Here is a 16406-nt window from a genome sequence, read left to right on the forward strand (position 1 = left end):
AATGAATTAAATCATACAATCATCAAATGGGAGGAAAAAATAGTATGACGACTGAAACTTTGAACATTTCTGAAGCTCAACTTGTTGAATATTCACAAGCCCATAATGAACCTTCTTGGTTAACTGAATTACGTAGAGAAGCGTTGAAATTAACTGAAACTTTAGAAATGCCAAAACCAGATAAAACAAAAATTAACAAATGGGATTTTGATTCATTTAAACAACATGAAACAGTAGGTAATGTTTATGAATCAATAGAAGACCTACCCGCAGAAGTAAAAGAAATTATTGATGTAGAAAACACTGAGAACTTAGTAATACAACATAATAATACACTTGCTTTTACAAAGGTTTCTGATTCTGCAAAAAACGATGGCGTAATCATTGAAGGATTATCAGACGCGTTGAAGAATCATCCTGATTTAGTGAAAAAATATTTTATGAATGACACAGTAACTGTTGATGAACATAGATTAACAGCATTACACACAGCGCTTGTTAATGGTGGTATGTTTGTATATGTACCTAAAAACGTAGTGGTTGAACATCCAATTCAATACGTTGTTTTACATGACGATGCTAATGCAAGTTTCTATAATCACGTTATCATTACTACTGAAGAAAGTGCAGAAGTAACGTATGTTGAAAACTACTTGTCAAATGCAAGCGGTGAAGGTAACCAACTTAACATCGTTTCAGAAGTAAGTGCTGGTGCAAACTCGAAAATCACTTATGGTTCAGTAGATTATTTAGACAAAGGCTTTACTGGTCACATTATTCGTCGTGGTATGACAGAAACAGACGCAACAATTAACTGGGCATTAGGACTAATGAATGAAGGTAGTCAAATTATCGATAATACTACTAATTTAATTGGTGATCGCTCAGAAAGTGAATTAAAATCTGTTGTCGTTGGTACGGGTAGTCAAAAAATCAATTTAACGTCTAAAATCGTACAATACGGTAAAGAAACAAATGGATATATTTTAAAACATGGCGTTATGTTAGAAAGTGCTTCAACAATATTTAATGGTATTGGTTACATTAAACATGGCGGTACTAAATCAAACGCGCAACAAGAATCACGTGTACTTATGCTTTCTGAAAATGCACGTGGGGATGCGAACCCAATTCTATTAATAGATGAAGATGACGTAGAAGCAGGACATGCAAGATCAGTAGGCCGTGTAGATCCAGAACAACTTTACTACTTGATGAGTCGTGGTATTTCACGTCGAGAAGCTGAACGTTTAGTTATTCACGGTTTCTTAGATCCAGTAGTTCGTGAACTACCGATTGAAGATGTAAAACGCAAATTACGTGAAGTAATTGAACTTAAAATTAATAAATAATTAACGAAATTAATTACGTTAAGGACAGTAGTAATTCAAGTGTTAGGAAAGCGAATGATTCTTATTAAGTACGTTTTAAATTTGAATTAAACGAGTCTTCCTAACTTTACTAAGGTCTGATTATAGATTTTTAATTAAGAAAGGTCTGTGGATAAATTGACCGAATCATTAAATGTTAGTGAAATTGTAAAAGATTTTCCAATTCTTGAGCAACAAGTACATGGTAATAGACTAGCTTATCTAGACTCTACAGCAACAAGTCAAACGCCTATCCAAGTGATTGATGCGATTGATGATTACTACAAACGATATAACTCTAATGTACATCGTGGTGTTCATACACTCGGTTCATTAGCAACAGATGGCTATGAAAATGCACGTGAAACGGTAAGACGTTTTATAAATGCGAAATATTTTGAAGAAATTATCTTCACACGTGGCACGACAGCAACGATTAATATTGTTGCACATAGCTATGGCGATGCGAATGTTTCTGAAGGTGATGAAATTGTTGTTACTGAAATGGAACATCATGCCAACATTGTACCTTGGCAACAATTAGCGAAGCGTAAAAAAGCAGAATTGAAATTTATTCCCTTAACTGAAGATGGAGAATTAGCGATTGAGGACGTTAAAGCGACTATTAATGAAAAAACTAAAATAGTTGCGATTGCTCATGTTTCTAACGTATTGGGCACTATAAATGATATCAAAGCTATTACCGAAATTGCGCATGAACATGGTGCAATTATCAGTGTGGATGGTGCGCAAGCTGCCCCTCATATGGATATAGATATGCAAGACTTAGGTGCTGATTTTTATAGTTTTAGTGGTCACAAAATGCTTGGTCCAACGGGTATTGGTGTGTTATATGGTAAACGTACATTGCTAAATAACATGGAGCCAGTTGAATTTGGTGGAGATATGATAGACTTTGTTGATAAATATGAAGCATCATGGGCAGATTTGCCAACAAAATTCGAAGCAGGTACACCACTTATTGCACAAGCGATTGGCTTTGCAGAGGCTATAAAATATTTACAAAATTTAGGATTCGAAGCAATTCATCAACATGAAGCGACATTAACACAGTATGCTTATGACAAAATGTCAGAGATAGAAGGTATCGAGATATATGGTCCGGCAAAAGATCGTCGTGCTGGTATCATTACTTTCAATATGACTGATGTTCATGCGCATGACGTTGCAACTGCAGTTGATACTGAAGGTGTAGCTGTTCGCGCGGGGCATCACTGTGCTCAACCACTAATGAAATGGTTAAAACAATCTTCTACAGCCCGTGCAAGTTTTTATATTTATAACACGACAGAAGATATTGACCAATTAGTTGAAGCCTTGAAACAAACGAAGGAGTTTTTCTCATATGAATTTTAATAATTTAAATCAGTTGTATCGTTCAGTAATTATGGATCATTACAAAAGCCCTAGAAATAAAGGTACTTTAGATAATGGCTCTATGACAGTAGACATGAACAATCCAACGTGTGGGGATCGTATTCATCTTACGTTTGATATAGAAGATGGTTTTATCAAAGATGCTAAATTTGATGGAGAAGGCTGTTCTATTTCAATGTCTAGCGCCTCAATGATGACCGAAGCGGTTAAAGGCAATTCTTTAGCTGATGCCATGAAAATGAGTCAAGAATTCTCGAAAATGATGCTTGGCGAAGAGTATGAAATCAGTGAAGACATGGGGGATATTGAAGCGCCGCAAGGTGTTTCACAATTTCCTGCAAGAATTAAATGTGCCACGTTAGCTTGGAAAGCCTTAGAAAAGGGTACAGTTGAAAAGGAAGGCAATGCAGAAGACTAATTCGAGTCGAAGCATTGACATTGTGTAAAATCCCATTCAAACTAGTATGAACAACATGAAATTTCATGAATGTATATAGATGAAATCATTATTCTTATAGCAGACAGTTAAAGAGAATAATACAATAAATGAACTTGCACGTAAGTCGTTTTTAATATATAAAAGGAGTGATTTAAATGGCTAAAAAAGCACCTGATGTTGGGAATTATCAATATGGTTTCCACGACGAAGATGTTTCCATTTTTAGATCAGAACGCGGTTTGACAGAAAATATTGTCCGCGAAATTTCGAATATGAAAAGTGAACCTGAATGGATGCTTAATTATAGATTAAAATCATTGAAACAATTCTACAAAATGCCTATGCCACAGTGGGGTGGGGATTTATCAGAATTAAACTTTGATGATATCACTTATTATGTTAAACCATCAGAAAATACAGAACGCTCATGGGATGAAGTGCCTGAAGAAATTAAACGTACGTTTGATAAATTAGGTATTCCTGAAGCTGAGCAAAAATATCTTGCCGGTGTTTCAGCACAATATGAATCAGAAGTTGTTTACCATAACATGGAGAAAGAACTTGAAGACCAAGGTATCATCTTTAAAGATACAGACAGTGCTTTAAGAGAAAACGAAGATTTATTCAGACAGTATTTCTCAACAGTAGTACCTGCTGCAGATAATAAATTCTCAGCGTTAAACTCAGCTGTTTGGTCAGGTGGATCATTTATTTATGTTCCAAAAAACATTAAACTAGATACACCTTTACAAGCTTATTTCCGTATTAACTCTGAAAACATGGGTCAATTTGAGCGTACTTTAATCATTGCTGATGAAGGCGCATCTGTGAACTATGTAGAAGGTTGTACGGCACCAGTATACTCAACAAGCTCGTTACACTCAGCTGTTGTTGAAATCATTGTACACAAAGACGCACATGTGCGTTATACAACGATTCAAAACTGGGCGAACAACGTATATAACTTAGTTACAAAACGTACTTTAGTATATGAGAATGGTAATATGGAATGGGTTGATGGTAACTTAGGTTCTAAGTTAACTATGAAATATCCAAACTGTGTACTTTTAGGCGAAGGTGCTAAAGGTAGTACGTTATCTATCGCATTTGTCGGTAAAGGACAAGTACAAGATGTCAGGGCGAAAATGATTCATAAAGCGCCAAACACATCTTCTACAATTGTTTCTAAATCTATTTCTAAAGATGGCGGTAAAGTTGTTTATCGTGGTATCGTGCACTTTGGCCGTAAAGCAAAAGGCGCACGTTCAAACATTGAATGTGATACGTTAATTTTAGATAACGAATCTACTTCAGATACTATCCCATATAATGAAGTATTTAATGACAATATTTCGTTAGAACATGAAGCAAAAGTATCTAAAGTTTCAGAAGAACAATTATTCTATTTAATGAGTCGTGGTATTTCAGAAGAAGAAGCGACTGAAATGATTGTAATGGGCTTCATTGAACCATTTACAAAAGAACTTCCAATGGAATATGCTGTTGAAATGAACCGTTTAATCAAATTCGAAATGGAAGGATCAATTGGCTAATCATAGCTACTGATTCAACAATTTCTTATAAAATAAAAGCACGAGAGATACAAATTCAATACCATTTATTCTTTAAATGTTATCGAAGCATGCGTATCATCTCGTGCTTTTTTATGCATGATTTTAGAAAATTAAAACTTTCCATATTGGAAAAATGAAAATAAGTAGTGCTACCAATGTTAATAAACACAGTATGCTATTTACAACGCGATCACCATTAATAGCTGAAATAATATTAATCATAATTAATATTATGATGATAAAAAAGCCGCTATAAAAATATAAGTTGCCATTAAATACTTTGTTAAAAGATAATATAGGTATGAAATAGGCGACTAATGTAGCAAAGGCAGAAACTAATGTCATATAGTACTTAATAAAAAAACACCCCTTTAATGAAGAAACAACTTTATGGGCTATCAAAATTTCAATAAATACAAGGGAAGTTTATAGCATAGGTATACATCGATCATACTATTCGTGAAATATTTTCTTGGAAAATAGAATAAAGTTAAGGTATATTTCAAATATTTCACCGTTCATAGAGTGATGGTTTGATGAATTTTAAGAAGGATAAGAAAACAAGTGCCCAGCCATATGAATTGGTCGGGCACTTGTTTTTATGTATAGATAGTGCCGTATTGGAGTGTACTGATATTTTCTCTTCTCAGGTCTGCACCTGTTCTGTACAAAACGATAATTGATAAGAGCAGTAACATTACTGTACAAATAATAATCCATTTTCCGAGTTTGCTAATATCAAATAGGATACTGAAAATTATTATTAAGAATAATATACAGAAAAAGGCAAAAGCCGTATACATCATTAAATTTCCCATAAATAAAACATTCCTTGTAGAGTTAGCTTAAAAAACTCACTAATAAAAGTGAGTTTGTGAAGAGTTTCCCAAATTTAGCGTACCTAAGTGTCACGCTTAGTTTAATTCTAGCATAGCTATAAAATTCATAATATATAAATGAAAAGAAATAGTACTAAAGGATGATATTTGCTAATTAACTTATTTAAAATTTAATTTAGTTAATGCTTCACAATTAGATGATTCAAAATACTAATCCTTTTGTAACGTTTATAAATTATGAAAGAAGGGAATTAAAGTACAACTTATAAATTTTTTTATTATAAATTTTACTAAAGGAGTAATGCATATATGATTATAGCGATAATCATACTTTTGTTTGCTTCATTTTTCTTTTCAGGCAGCGAAACCGCATTAACAGCTGCGAATAAGATGAAGATGCAAACGGAAGCACAACAGGGCGATAAAAAGTCCGGAAAGATATCGAAATTATTAACCAAACCAAGTCAATTTATTACCACCATTCTTATTGGTAATAATATAGCAAATATTGTTTTACCTACATTAATAACGATTTTAGCTGTAGATTTAGGCATAAGTGTTAGTATTGCAACAGCAGTGACAACAGTAACAATTATTGTAATATCTGAAGTCATCCCCAAATCGATTGCCGCAACGTACCCTGATAGGATCTCACGTTTAGTTTATACACCGATTTCATTCTTTATTATGATATTTAAACCAATAACGTTAGTTTTAAATGGTATGACTGACGCAATAAATAAGTTTCTTTCCAAAGGCAACGAAGACCAAGCAACGATTTTCAAAAGAGGAAATCAGACAGATGGTTTCGATTGCCGGTAGTGAAGGTGCCTTTAATGAAATGGAACGTAACCGTATACAAGGAGTTATGGATTTTGAAAAATTAAAAATTAAAGATATTGATACAACACCTCGAATAAATGTCACAGCATTTTCATCAGATGTATCCTATAAAGAGGCATATGATACAGTTGTTTCAAACCCATATACCCGTTATCCTGTGTATGATGAAGATATAGATAATGTTATAGGTGTTTTCCATTCGAAATATTTATTAGCATGGAGCCGTGAGACTGATAACAATATGTCACAATATACTTCTGAAGCTTTATTTGTAAATGAGCATAATAGGGCTGAGTGGGTGTTAAGAAAAATGACTGTATCGCGTAAACATTTGGCGATTGTATTAGATGAATACGGTGGCACAGATGGAATTGTATCCTATGAAGATCTTATTGAAGAAATGTTAGGTATGGAAATCGAAGATGAAATGGATGAAGAAGAAAATGAAAAAATCGAAGAACAAATGAAAGCATACAACAAGAAATAACATTTTACAATACTTTCATACTCATTTTGCAGTTAAACATAAGTGTTGAAAAGGGGCGTGCTAAATGAAATTATCATCTAGAATTACTGAGATTTTAGGTATTAGATTTCCTATTTTGCAAGCAGGCATGGCAGGTAACACAACGCCTGAATTAGTAGCAACTGTGAGTAATAGTGGAGGATTGGGAAGTATCGGTGCAGGTTATTTCACACCTGAAAGACTTGAAAAAGAAATTACCTATGTACAACAACTGACTGATTTACCGTATGCAGTTAATTTGTTTGTACCTAGTCAGAAATTATATATTCCAGATAAGGTAGAGCATATGAATGCTTGGTTAAAACCGTATCGGCGTGCGTTTAACCTTGAAGAGCCAGTATTGAATATGGATGAAACACATCAATTTAATCACGCGATTGATATTGTTATTGAAAAAGGCGTGCCGGTGGTTACTTTTACTTTCGGTATACCTGATCAAACAACGATTGCAAAATTAAAAGAAAGAGATATAACCATTATGGGTACTGCAACTTCTGTAGATGAAGCGATTGCTAATGAAAGTGCAGGGGTAGATGCTATTATTGCACAAGGTAGTGAAGCAGGGGGTCATCGAGGTTCGTTTACTGTGACTGGAAGTAATCAGACGCCATTAATTGGAACGATGTCACTTGTCCCTCAGATTGCTGATGCAATTGATATACCAATTATTGCATCTGGCGGTATTATGGATGGTCGTGGACTTGTTGCAAGTATCGTTTTAGGTGCAGAAGCAGTTCAAATGGGAACTGCATTTTTAACTACTGAAGAAAGTGGCGCATCATCACTATATAAAAATATGATACAACAAAGTAAAGAAACAGATACTGTTGTGACTAATGTATTCACTGGAAAGTTCGCTCGAGGTATTGATAATGATTTTATCCATAAAATGGATGAATATGACGATGATATACCAGATTATCCAATTCAAAACCAGTTAACGAGTGCGATTCGTAAAGAAGCAACTCAAAAAGGCGACGCACAGTGGACACACTTATGGAGCGGTCAAAGTCCACGACTTGCTCAAAATGTTTCCGCTACGTTGTTAATTCAACGTATAATTAATGAATCAAAAGCACTATTGAATAGTTAAATTGTTATATCAATAATATAGATGCCTCACGCTATACGATTGCTCGTATCCTTACATTATGAGCAATCGTTTTTCTATAATATAGGAATGAGTAAAATAGGCTAAGTGAACTCTGTATTATATAGCAATCTCTTACTTTTTAAAGTTATAGTAAATTAAATTTAATCAAGTGAATCCAATAAAACATATATGGTATCATTACATTGGTGATACTATGATAAATATTGGATTAACAGGTTGGGGCGATCATGATTCATTATATGAAGACTTGCAACGAAAGACAGATAAACTAGTGACCTATGCAAGTCATTTCCCGACAGTAGAATTAGATGCTACTTATTATGCAATTCAACCTGAAAGAAATATACGAAAATGGATAAGAGAAACACCTGAACGTTTTGAATTTGTCGTAAAGATACATCAAGCATTAACTTTACATGCTGATTATCATGATTATGCAGAAACCAGACAAACATTATTTGATCAATTTAAAGCGATGTTACAACCATTAAAAGACGAAAATAAACTTGCTATGGTATTAGTGCAATTTCCACCATGGTTTGATTGTACAGTTCAAAATATTACATATATACGTTATATTCGTGAGCAACTCAAAGCATTTCCTATGTGTGTAGAATTTCGTAATCGATCATGGTTTAATGACGCGTATAAAGAAGAAACATTAGCTTTTTTAACGCAAGCAACAAATAATTCATTCTGTATGTGATGAACCGCAAGCAGGTCAAGGTTCGATTCCGTTAGTTAATCGCATTACGCATGAAACTGCATTTGTTAGGTATCATGGGAGAAATGTTCACGGCTGGACTAAAAAAGACATGACCGATGAAGCGTGGAGAGATGTAAGGTATCTATATGATTATAATGAACAAGAATTAAAAGATTTAGTAAATAAAGTGAAAGTATTAGAACACAAAGCTAAAAACATTTATGTTGTTTTTAATAATAATTCTGGTGGCCATGTCTGCTCAAAATGCAAAAACTTATCAAAAAATATTAGGCATAGATTATCAAGGGTTAGCGCCGCAACAATTAAAATTATTCTAGGAGAGATTACATGTTTACAATTATATTATTGATTTTAATTGGAGGGTTATCAGCAGTTTTAGGCTCTATTGTGGGTATCGGTGGCGGTATCATTATCGTGCCAACATTAATATATCTTGGGGTAGAGAATAACCTATTAGAAGGTATTACGCCTCAAATCGCTATAGGAACATCTTCCGTTATTTTAATAGTTACGGGTTTAACTTCAACGTTAGGTTATTTAAAAACAAAGCAAGTAGATGTGAAGAACGGATCAATATTTTTATTTGGCTTATTGCCTGGTTCTTTAATTGGAGCACTACTAAGTCGCTATTTAACGTTAGAATCCTTTAATTTATATTTCGGTATATTCTTAATCATTGTAGCCATCTTACTTATTATAAGAAATAAGATTAAGCCATTTAAAATATTTGATAAACCCAAATATGAGCGCAGTTATGTCGATGGTAATGGTAAAAAATATCATTATAGTGTACCGCCGCTAGTAGCATTTATTGCGACGCTATTTATTGGTACTTTAACTGGATTATTCGGCATTGGTGGCGGTGCATTAATGACACCATTAATGCTTATTGTATTTAGGTTCCCGCCCCATGTGGCAGTCGGTACAAGTATGATGATGATATTTTTCACAAGTATAATGAGTTCAGCAGGACACATTGTACAAGGCCATGTAGCATGGTCGTATGCTATTGTTCTAATTATTGCAAGTTATTTTGGCGCTAAACTAGGCGTGAAAGTGAATCAATCCATAAAATCAGATACAGTAGTCTTTTTATTACGTACATTTATGTTAATTATGGGTATATACTTAATAATAAAATCATTCCTATAAAGTAAGAGGAGGGGAAATATAGATGAAACTAACGATTTATCATACAAATGATATACATAGTCATTTACATGAATATGCACGAATTTCAAAATATTTAGCCGAAGATAGACCGAAACTAAATCATCCCTCACTCTATTTAGATATTGGCGACCATGTTGATTTATCTGCGCCAGTTACTGAGGCGACGATGGGTATAAAAAATGTTGAATTGTTAAATAAGGCACAATGTGATATTGCCACGATTGGCAATAATGAAGGCATGACAATTTCACATGAAGCTTTAAATACACTTTATGATGATGCGAACTTCGAAGTGACTTGTGCAAATGTTTTTGATGAACAAGGACAATTACCGAATCATCTATCACCATCTTTAATTAAAGTGATAGATGGTGTACGCATTTTATTTATTGCGACTACTGCACCATTCACGCCTTTTTATAGAGCACTTGATTGGGTAGTAACTAATCCTTTAGAAGCCATTAAAGATGAAATTAGTGCAAATGAAGGCGAGTATGATTTATTAATTATTATGAGTCATGTTGGTGTTTTCTTCGATGAAAAGTTATGCCAAGAAATTCCTGAAATTGACCTTATTTTAGGTAGTCATACCCATCATTATTTTGAAAATGGTGAAATGAATAATGGTGTATTAATGGCAACTGCAGGCAAATACGGTAATTTTTTAGGTGAAGTTACCCTTGAAATTGAAAACAAACAAGTCGTTAAAAAAGAAGCTACGATATATCCAGTAGAAACTTTGCCTGAAGTTGAGACAAATTTTGAAGCGGAAGGTAAGGCGCTTTTAAGTGATCCTATTATCGATCGACAAATAGAGCTACCACGCAGAACAAATGTTATTACACAAACATCGTATATGCTTGCTGAAAGTATATTTGAATTTACGAATGCTGACTGTACGATTATCAATGCCGGATTAATCGTTAAAGGTGTCATTGCTGATCAAGTCACTGAATATGATATTCATCAGATGCTACCTCATCCAATTAATGCAGTACGAGTTAAATTAAGTGGTCAAGAATTGAAAAACGTTATAATAAAAAGCCAAAAACAAGAGTATATTCATGAGCATGCACAAGGATTAGGCTTTAGAGGTAATATATTTGGTGGATATATATTATATAATTTAGGTTTTATTGAGTCTGAATCACGTTACTTTATTAACGGCGAAGAAATTGATGATGAAGCGACTTACATTCTAGGAACGGTTGATATGTATACATTCGGCCGTTATTTCCCAATGTTAAAAGATGAGGCTATAGATTACTTAATGCCTGAATTTTTAAGAGATATCTTCAAGGAAAAATTACTAGAATTTTAAAAACTAACAATATACGTTTAAATTTATTGAAAATTTCGTTATAATGATTACAGATTTCAAACTCAGGAGGATTGTGCGGATATGGCTACTAAAAACGAAGAAATTTTACGTAAACCAGATTGGCTGAAAATAAAGCTAAACACTAATGAGAACTACACTGGACTGAAGAAAATGATGCGCGAAAAGAATTTGCATACAGTTTGTGAAGAGGCAAAGTGTCCCAATATACATGAATGTTGGGGAGAACGTCGTACTGCTACATTTATGATTTTAGGTGCAGTATGTACACGTGCTTGTCGTTTCTGTGCAGTTAAGACAGGATTACCTAACGAGTTAGATTTAGATGAGCCAGAACGCGTGGCTGAATCTGTTGAATTAATGAACTTAAAACATGTTGTTATAACAGCAGTAGCACGCGATGATTTAAGAGACGCTCGGTTCAAATGTTTATGCTGAGACGGTACGTAAGGTACGTGAACGTAATCCGTTTACTTCAATAGAAATCTTGCCATCAGATATGGGTGGAGATTTTGAAGCATTAGAAACATTAATGGCTTCAAAACCAGATATTTTAAATCACAATATCGAGACAGTCCGCCGATTAACGCCGACAGTTCGTGCAAGAGCAACGTATGATCGTACGTTAGAGTTCTTAAGACGCTCAAAAGAGTTGCAACCCGATATTCCGACTAAATCAAGTTTAATGGTAGGTTTAGGTGAAACACATGAAGAAATCTATGAAACAATGGATGACTTACGAGCAAATGATGTAGATATCTTAACAATAGGTCAATATTTGCAACCTTCACGTAAACATTTAAAAGTTGAAAAATACTATACACCATTAGAATTTGGTAAATTAAGAAAAATTGCGATGGATAAAGGTTTCAAACATTGCCAAGCTGGACCGCTTGTAAGAAGTTCATATCATGCAGATGAGCAAGTGAATGCAAGCAGCAAAAGAAAGACATCGTATTGGTGAAGAAAAATTGGGTACTGATACAAAGATTTAATAGCGAAAAAGACTTAGTTCATTTGTTAAGTGTGCTTATTTTAGCTTCACTTTATGGACTAAGTCTTTATTAGAAATATAAAGTATATATACATCACATGAGACTGACTATAGCAGTTTGGTGTTCATTGAATGCATGGATAGTATACTTAGATTAGGTGAATGAAATGATAAAAGTGAATGAACACTACTTTGAAATCATAGAAGAGTATAGAGAATGTTTTGACGAGGAAACATTCGCAAATCGTTATTCTGACATATTAGATAAGTATGATTATATCGTAGGTGACTTTGGTTACGAACAATTAAGATTAAAAGGTTTTTATACTGATAAAAACAAAAAGGCAGAGTTGAGCAAACGTTTTTCGACAATACAGGATTATTTATTAGAATACTGTAATTTTGGTTGCCCATATTTTATCTTGAGACGTATTCCGGAACAGGAACTTAAAGCACATGTAGATGAAACTGAAGAGGCTGATCCTGATTTTGAAGAAAATAAATTGCAAGATGTAAAGATTAAGCCAAGTATTCAAGATACAGAAAAATAAATATTGATTAATAAAACGGGAGCAGTAACCTAAAACTCCCAATTTAAAAAGGAGGCTGGGACATATTACATGTCTTAGCCTCCTTTTTTTATATTGGCAGTGGCTGACTGAATTGAAAATGCGCTTATATCAAGCTTTTTTCAATTCTAGTCAGCTGTGCCGGGGTGGGACGACGAAATTTTATTAGAAAAATTAGATTTCTGTCCCACTCCCCTTTCGCTATATTAAAATATGTTGATTGTTCATGTTCAGGAATACGGATTGGAACTGTAGTTCTTGCTCGCATTGTTTCATCAGGCCTTTCGTATGAAAAAGTGATATAAAAAGAACGATGAACTTTTCCAACAGTTAATAACTATTGAATGACTTCATTTAAATATTCGGTGATTTCATTTCCTTCATCTTCATTAACACCAAGTATGTACGAGATGTAACCTTCTTCTTCTAAATCATCTGTGCCGATAATCCCAAATTTATTTGTTTGCATATTTAATACGATAGTTTTACCAAAATGGCGATTGGTTTGGACTAACATCAAATCGTAACGACTATGTTCGCCTACAAAACCGACAAATTGGACTTGAGCTGATTCGTCGTCGTCATATAGATACATATCAATCATTTTATTACACTCCTCGTAGCGTGTGACTTATAATATAATGCAGTAGTTAATATATTTTCTATGGTTAAAAAGTCTTAATTCACAGTATAACGATAAATGAATTCGACTGCAAAGGTATGGTATGATTAGAGTGATAGGGGTGACGATGATGTATTTTGTTAATAAAGAAAAATTGAATACAAAGTTAAATTATTTACAACAATTAATTACAGATTATCCTCAAAATAAAGATAATCACTATGCGTTTGAACGTATTGCACAAATGTTTATAGAGTCAGCTGTAGATATTGGAAATATGGTAATTGATGGCTTTATATTAAGAGACCCAGGTAACTATAAAGATGTTATCGATATTTTAGAATTAGAAAAAGTGATTTCTAAAGACACACAAGTTCACATCAATGAAACGGTCGATGTAAGAAAGCAGTTTGTCCACTATTATGATGAACTTGATACGGCCAGTCTTATACCACTTTTTGATGAGGCAGTGCCTTATTATCAACAATTTATTGAAGAAGTCATACATTTTTTAAAAAGTGAAGATGTGCCAGTTACAGCTTTTGGTAAAAAAGGAGAGTAAGTATTAATGAAAAATTACAAAGCTTATCTTATTGATTTAGATGGCACGATGTATAAAGGTAATGAAACGATTGATGGTGCAACGCAATTTATAGAATATCTAAACCAACAACAAATTCCACACTTATATGTAACGAACAATTCTACGAAAGAACCAGAAGAAGTAGCTTCTAAATTACATACAATGGGTATAGATGCAAAGGCTGATGAAGTAGTTACTTCAGCACTTGCAACTGCTGAATACATTTCAGAAGCATCACCAGGTGCTACTGTTTATATGTTAGGTGGTAGCGGCCTTGAAAAAGCACTCACTAGTCATGGATTAATATTGAAAGACGATGAGTTTGTTGATTACGTAGTAATTGGATTAGATGAAGCAGTGACTTATGAAAAATTAACCACTGCAACATTAGGCGTACGCAATGGTGCAAAATTTATATCAACGAATCAAGATGTATCGATACCTAAAGAACGAGGCTTTTTACCAGGTAACGGAGCTATTACAAGTGTTGTAACAGTATCTACAGGTGTTCAACCGACATTTATCGGTAAACCTGAACCTATTATTATGAAAAAAGCATTAGAAATTTTAGATTTAGAGCGCTCAGAAGTAGCTATGGTTGGAGATTTATATGATACGGATATTCTTTCAGGAATTAATGTGGGCATTGATACGATACATGTACAAACTGGCGTCACAACTAAGGAACAAATCGTACTAAAAGAAATACCGCCGACTTATACGTTTAAAGATTTGAATGAAGTGATCAAAGAACTCAAAATGTAGGGGTGATTGTATGAATAAAATAGTCGTTAGTAGAAAAATACCTAAGTCATTTATAGAACAATTAGAAACACTTGCGGATGTAGAAGTTTGGAACGAATCTTATACACCAATGCCAAGAGATAAATTTTTGGACTCTTTAAAGGATGCAACTGCTTGTCTTATAACTTTAAGTGAAAAAATTGACGAAGAAGTTATAGAAGCAGCGCCTCATTTGAAAGTGATTGCAAATATGGCAGTTGGTTTTGATAATATAGATGTGCAACTTGTACAAAGTAAAGGGATAGTTGTTACGAATACGCCTGGCGTGTTAACTGAGACAACAGCAGAACTGGGCTTCACTTTGATGTTGACCGTGGCAAGACGCATTGTTGAAGCGGAACAATACGTACAAAAGGGTGAATGGCAAAGTTGGGGACCATATCTTTTGGCAGGTAAAGATTTATATAATGCTAAGGTGGGTATCTACGGCATGGGTGATATCGGTAAAGCCTTTGCGAGACGCTTGAAAGGATTCAATGCAAATATTATGTATCACAATAGATCACGACATAAAGACGCTGAAGAAGCGTTAGGCGCTTTGTACGTGCCGTTTGATACATTGCTTGAGCATAGTGATTTTATTATTTGTACAGCACCACTTACTGAAGATACAAGAAATAAATTTGATACTGATGCATTTAAAAAGATGAAAAATGATGCAATATTCATTAACATTGGACGAGGTGCAGTTGTTGATGAGGAAGCACTTGTCAATGCTTTACAAGATGGAGAAATTGCCGCATGTGGCTTGGATGTCTTACGTCAAGAACCGATTGAAATGACGCATCCATTGTTATCAATGAAAAATGCAGTCATCTTACCGCATATTGGTAGTGCATCTGTAGTAACGAGAAATCGTATGATTCAACTTTGCGTCGATAATATACGCTTAGTGTTAAGTCATAAAAATGCTAAAACACCGATTTCATAAAATTAAATTACATGTTTTTCAGAACTGCTAACAAAGTCATTGACTTTGTTAGCAGTTTTTTTGCTCAAATTTGAATTGATTATAAAAATGAGGTAATAAATACTCATTTTTAATAAACGATGAACATTCGTAAGTTTAAATACATAAAATAACAGAACATTAATTTTTAATGAGGCTCATTTTGTTATATCAATATTTAATAAAAATTAATTCCTCTCTTTTTATGCGTCATTCAATATAACATTTTTGTTATATATAAATTTGTTTATTCAATTGTCAAGCGGTGGTAAAAAATGTATAATATATTAGTAAAATGTTAACGCAATGTAAATTGCTTAGGTTAATAAAATTTTATTTATTACATAATTTGATTATAGTATAGTCTGAATTGAAACAGAAGAGGTGAACAATGAGTAAAAAAATAGAACAAGATTCATTATTTCATAAGTTAAAACCCTGGCTCATAACGTCGCTTTATTTTGCTATTTTTATAGCGTTGTATCTCATATATGGTACTGGCGATACTCATAACAACTTTATTTATAATGAATTTTAATAGAG

13 protein-coding genes and 3 pseudogenes are annotated in these 16406 nt (G+C 33.7%); 15 read left to right on the forward strand and 1 reads right to left on the reverse strand.

Annotated features, from left to right (window positions below):
• Positions 1 to 44: 44 nt before the first annotated feature.
• The 11 genes and pseudogenes from sufD (at position 45) to ABLV90_RS08380 (ending at position 12887) form a co-directional block, all read left to right on the forward strand.
• Positions 45 to 1352: a Fe-S cluster assembly protein SufD gene (gene sufD / locus ABLV90_RS08330; protein WP_460872481.1), complete on the forward strand. Its 1308-nt coding sequence runs from the start codon at positions 45 to 47 to the stop codon at positions 1350 to 1352.
• Between the two features lie 156 nt (positions 1353 to 1508).
• Positions 1509 to 2747: a cysteine desulfurase gene (locus ABLV90_RS08335; protein WP_460872870.1), complete on the forward strand. Its 1239-nt coding sequence runs from the start codon at positions 1509 to 1511 to the stop codon at positions 2745 to 2747.
• Positions 2737 to 3186, forward strand: coding sequence for a Fe-S cluster assembly sulfur transfer protein SufU (sufU, locus tag ABLV90_RS08340; RefSeq protein WP_460872482.1), 450 nt, complete (start codon positions 2737 to 2739; stop codon positions 3184 to 3186). Before ABLV90_RS08335 ends, sufU begins: the two co-directional genes overlap by 11 nt.
• A gap of 176 nt (positions 3187 to 3362) precedes the next feature.
• Positions 3363 to 4760, forward strand: coding sequence for a Fe-S cluster assembly protein SufB (gene sufB, locus ABLV90_RS08345; RefSeq protein WP_460872483.1), 1398 nt, complete (start codon positions 3363 to 3365; stop codon positions 4758 to 4760).
• A gap of 1169 nt (positions 4761 to 5929) precedes the next feature.
• Positions 5930 to 6950 (forward strand): annotated as a pseudogene (locus ABLV90_RS08350) (hemolysin family protein).
• Between the two features lie 64 nt (positions 6951 to 7014).
• Positions 7015 to 8082 carry an NAD(P)H-dependent flavin oxidoreductase gene (locus tag ABLV90_RS08355; RefSeq protein ID WP_460872484.1) on the forward strand — a complete coding sequence of 356 codons (1068 nt, stop codon included), beginning with the start codon at positions 7015 to 7017 and terminating at the stop codon, positions 8080 to 8082.
• Between the two features lie 214 nt (positions 8083 to 8296).
• Positions 8297 to 9147: pseudogene (locus ABLV90_RS08360) on the forward strand (DUF72 domain-containing protein).
• Between the two features lie 10 nt (positions 9148 to 9157).
• Positions 9158 to 9982: a sulfite exporter TauE/SafE family protein gene (locus ABLV90_RS08365; protein ID WP_069833019.1), complete on the forward strand. Its 825-nt coding sequence runs from the start codon at positions 9158 to 9160 to the stop codon at positions 9980 to 9982.
• 22 nt (positions 9983 to 10004) lie between these two features.
• The gene (locus tag ABLV90_RS08370) at positions 10005 to 11324 is read left to right on the forward strand and encodes a bifunctional metallophosphatase/5'-nucleotidase (RefSeq protein ID WP_460872485.1); all 1320 of its coding nucleotides are present in this window, start codon (positions 10005 to 10007) and stop codon (positions 11322 to 11324) included.
• 81 nt (positions 11325 to 11405) lie between these two features.
• Positions 11406 to 12337 (forward strand): annotated as a pseudogene (lipA, locus tag ABLV90_RS08375) (lipoyl synthase).
• Between the two features lie 166 nt (positions 12338 to 12503).
• Positions 12504 to 12887, forward strand: coding sequence for a YutD family protein (locus ABLV90_RS08380; RefSeq protein ID WP_069833022.1), 384 nt, complete (start codon positions 12504 to 12506; stop codon positions 12885 to 12887).
• A 355-nt stretch (positions 12888 to 13242) separates the two neighbouring features.
• On the opposite strand, the gene ABLV90_RS08385 is transcribed toward ABLV90_RS08380, so the two are convergent.
• The gene (locus ABLV90_RS08385; protein ID WP_002508165.1) at positions 13243 to 13509 is read right to left on the reverse strand and encodes a DUF3055 domain-containing protein; all 267 of its coding nucleotides are present in this window, start codon (positions 13507 to 13509) and stop codon (positions 13243 to 13245) included.
• A gap of 148 nt (positions 13510 to 13657) precedes the next feature.
• Here ABLV90_RS08385 and ABLV90_RS08390 point away from each other — a divergent pair, with 148 nt between their 5' ends.
• From ABLV90_RS08390 to ABLV90_RS08405, 4 genes are all read left to right on the forward strand, one after another.
• Positions 13658 to 14089 (forward strand): DUF86 domain-containing protein, encoded by a 432-nt coding sequence (locus ABLV90_RS08390; protein ID WP_069833023.1) that lies wholly within the window; start codon positions 13658 to 13660, stop codon positions 14087 to 14089.
• Positions 14090 to 14095: 6 nt separating this feature from the next.
• Entirely contained in the window at positions 14096 to 14875 is a 780-nt protein-coding gene (locus tag ABLV90_RS08395) for a TIGR01457 family HAD-type hydrolase (RefSeq protein WP_069833024.1), read from the forward strand.
• A 10-nt stretch (positions 14876 to 14885) separates the two neighbouring features.
• Positions 14886 to 15845, forward strand: a complete 960-nt coding sequence (locus ABLV90_RS08400; RefSeq protein WP_069833025.1) for a 2-hydroxyacid dehydrogenase — start codon at positions 14886 to 14888, stop codon at positions 15843 to 15845.
• Positions 15846 to 16254: 409 nt separating this feature from the next.
• Positions 16255 to 16401 (forward strand): teichoic acid D-Ala incorporation-associated protein DltX, encoded by a 147-nt coding sequence (locus ABLV90_RS08405; RefSeq protein ID WP_460872486.1) that lies wholly within the window; start codon positions 16255 to 16257, stop codon positions 16399 to 16401.
• The last annotated feature ends 5 nt before the right edge of the window (positions 16402 to 16406 follow it).

The organism is Staphylococcus sp. 2S1 (assembly GCF_046721335.1).
GTDB lineage: Bacteria > Bacillota > Bacilli > Staphylococcales > Staphylococcaceae > Staphylococcus > Staphylococcus equorum_A.